Source organism: Microcystis sp. M53598_WE2, from assembly GCF_030067735.1.
GTDB classification, from domain to species: domain Bacteria; phylum Cyanobacteriota; class Cyanobacteriia; order Cyanobacteriales; family Microcystaceae; genus Microcystis; species Microcystis aeruginosa.
This window is the reverse complement of the sequence record NZ_JASJFE010000207.1, coordinates 1-1188: the sequence shown is the minus strand read 5'-3', so window position 1 is coordinate 1188 and position 1188 is coordinate 1. Positions and strand designations below refer to the sequence as shown.

The 1188-nt window shown below is 41.3% G+C and carries 1 protein-coding gene; it reads right to left on the bottom strand.

Annotation, left to right across the window (positions count from 1 at the left end):
• Positions 1-994, bottom strand: a 994-nt coding sequence (locus PX636_RS04415; protein WP_288116333.1) for a UvrD-helicase domain-containing protein, incomplete at its 3' end; no start/stop codon positions are given.
• Positions 995-1188 lie beyond the last annotated feature (194 nt).

The window sequence follows — 1188 nt, the reverse complement described above, 5'->3', positions numbered from 1 at the left end:
TGGATAAATTGCCTTCGCTTTGACAACTTTCACAAAACCAATTAAAGTAAACAGGATCGGCGGGGGTAAAGGTAGAATTAATGGCTTGATTGGGATCGCCGACGCGAATTAAATTAGGTATTTCTCCGTCATTATTTTTTGCTAAAATAGTAATTAGTTTTTCTTGAAGAGGACTAGAATCCTGTGCCTCATCTTCAAAGACTCCAAAGACAGATTTTTGCCATTGTCGGCGAATTTTTTCTTCCTCTAATACTCGCAAGGCTCCTAAAATCATGTCATCATAATCTATATAGTTTTTCTGACGCATCAGGATTTCATACTGTTGGTACAAACCACTAGCAATAGCGAGAATTTGATAATTATCGTCGGTATAGTGGCTTAATTCCCAGACTTGCTGCGGTGATAATCCCGAACTTTTTAGCTCATGAATGGCCGTATAGGCAAGACTAGGTAAAATTTCGGTTCTCAGCACCGATTGACGGCGTAATCTTTCGGTTTCTTCCCCATCAAATTCCACTCCTTCTAATAACTTTTGATAACGAATTGGATCAGTAATTAGCCATTTTTCCACCGAGTTTCTAATAATTCTGTGGCTAGGAGTCGGAATAACTAAGGTAGAAGATTCGAGGTCTAATCCCGATAATTCCGGGTAACGACGGGCCAATTGTAGGGCGAGTCCGTGCAGAGTTTGGACGCTGAAACCTTGGGCCGAAAGTTGTAAATCTTGCAAGCGTTGTTTAATTTTAGCTTTAATACTAGCGGCAGCCGAGCGGGTGTAGGTGACAATAATTAACTGTTTTTTAGCGTGCAGTTGCTCACGAGCAATAACCATGGCGGCAGCTACGGCCAAACTGTGGGATTTTCCTGCCCCCGGCACCGCAGAAATGGCCATTTTTCCCCCTTGCCAATCGGCTAATTCCTGTTGTCCGGCTCGCAGTTGTTGCCGGAGATTGACCAGTAAACTTTCTCGATTAATTACTTTAGTTTCGCTCATTATGCCACGCTAATTTTATTTTTAGTTTAATTGTATTACTATTTTAGTTTATCTTTAAACTAATTGCTGTAAAAGTTAGCTAGAGATAACTAGAATGGGGAGATGGGGTTTTTCAGTGAACAGTAAACAGTAAGCAGTAAGTAGGGAGGCACAATTATTTGTAGGATGGGTTAGCGGTAGCGTAACATGAGCGG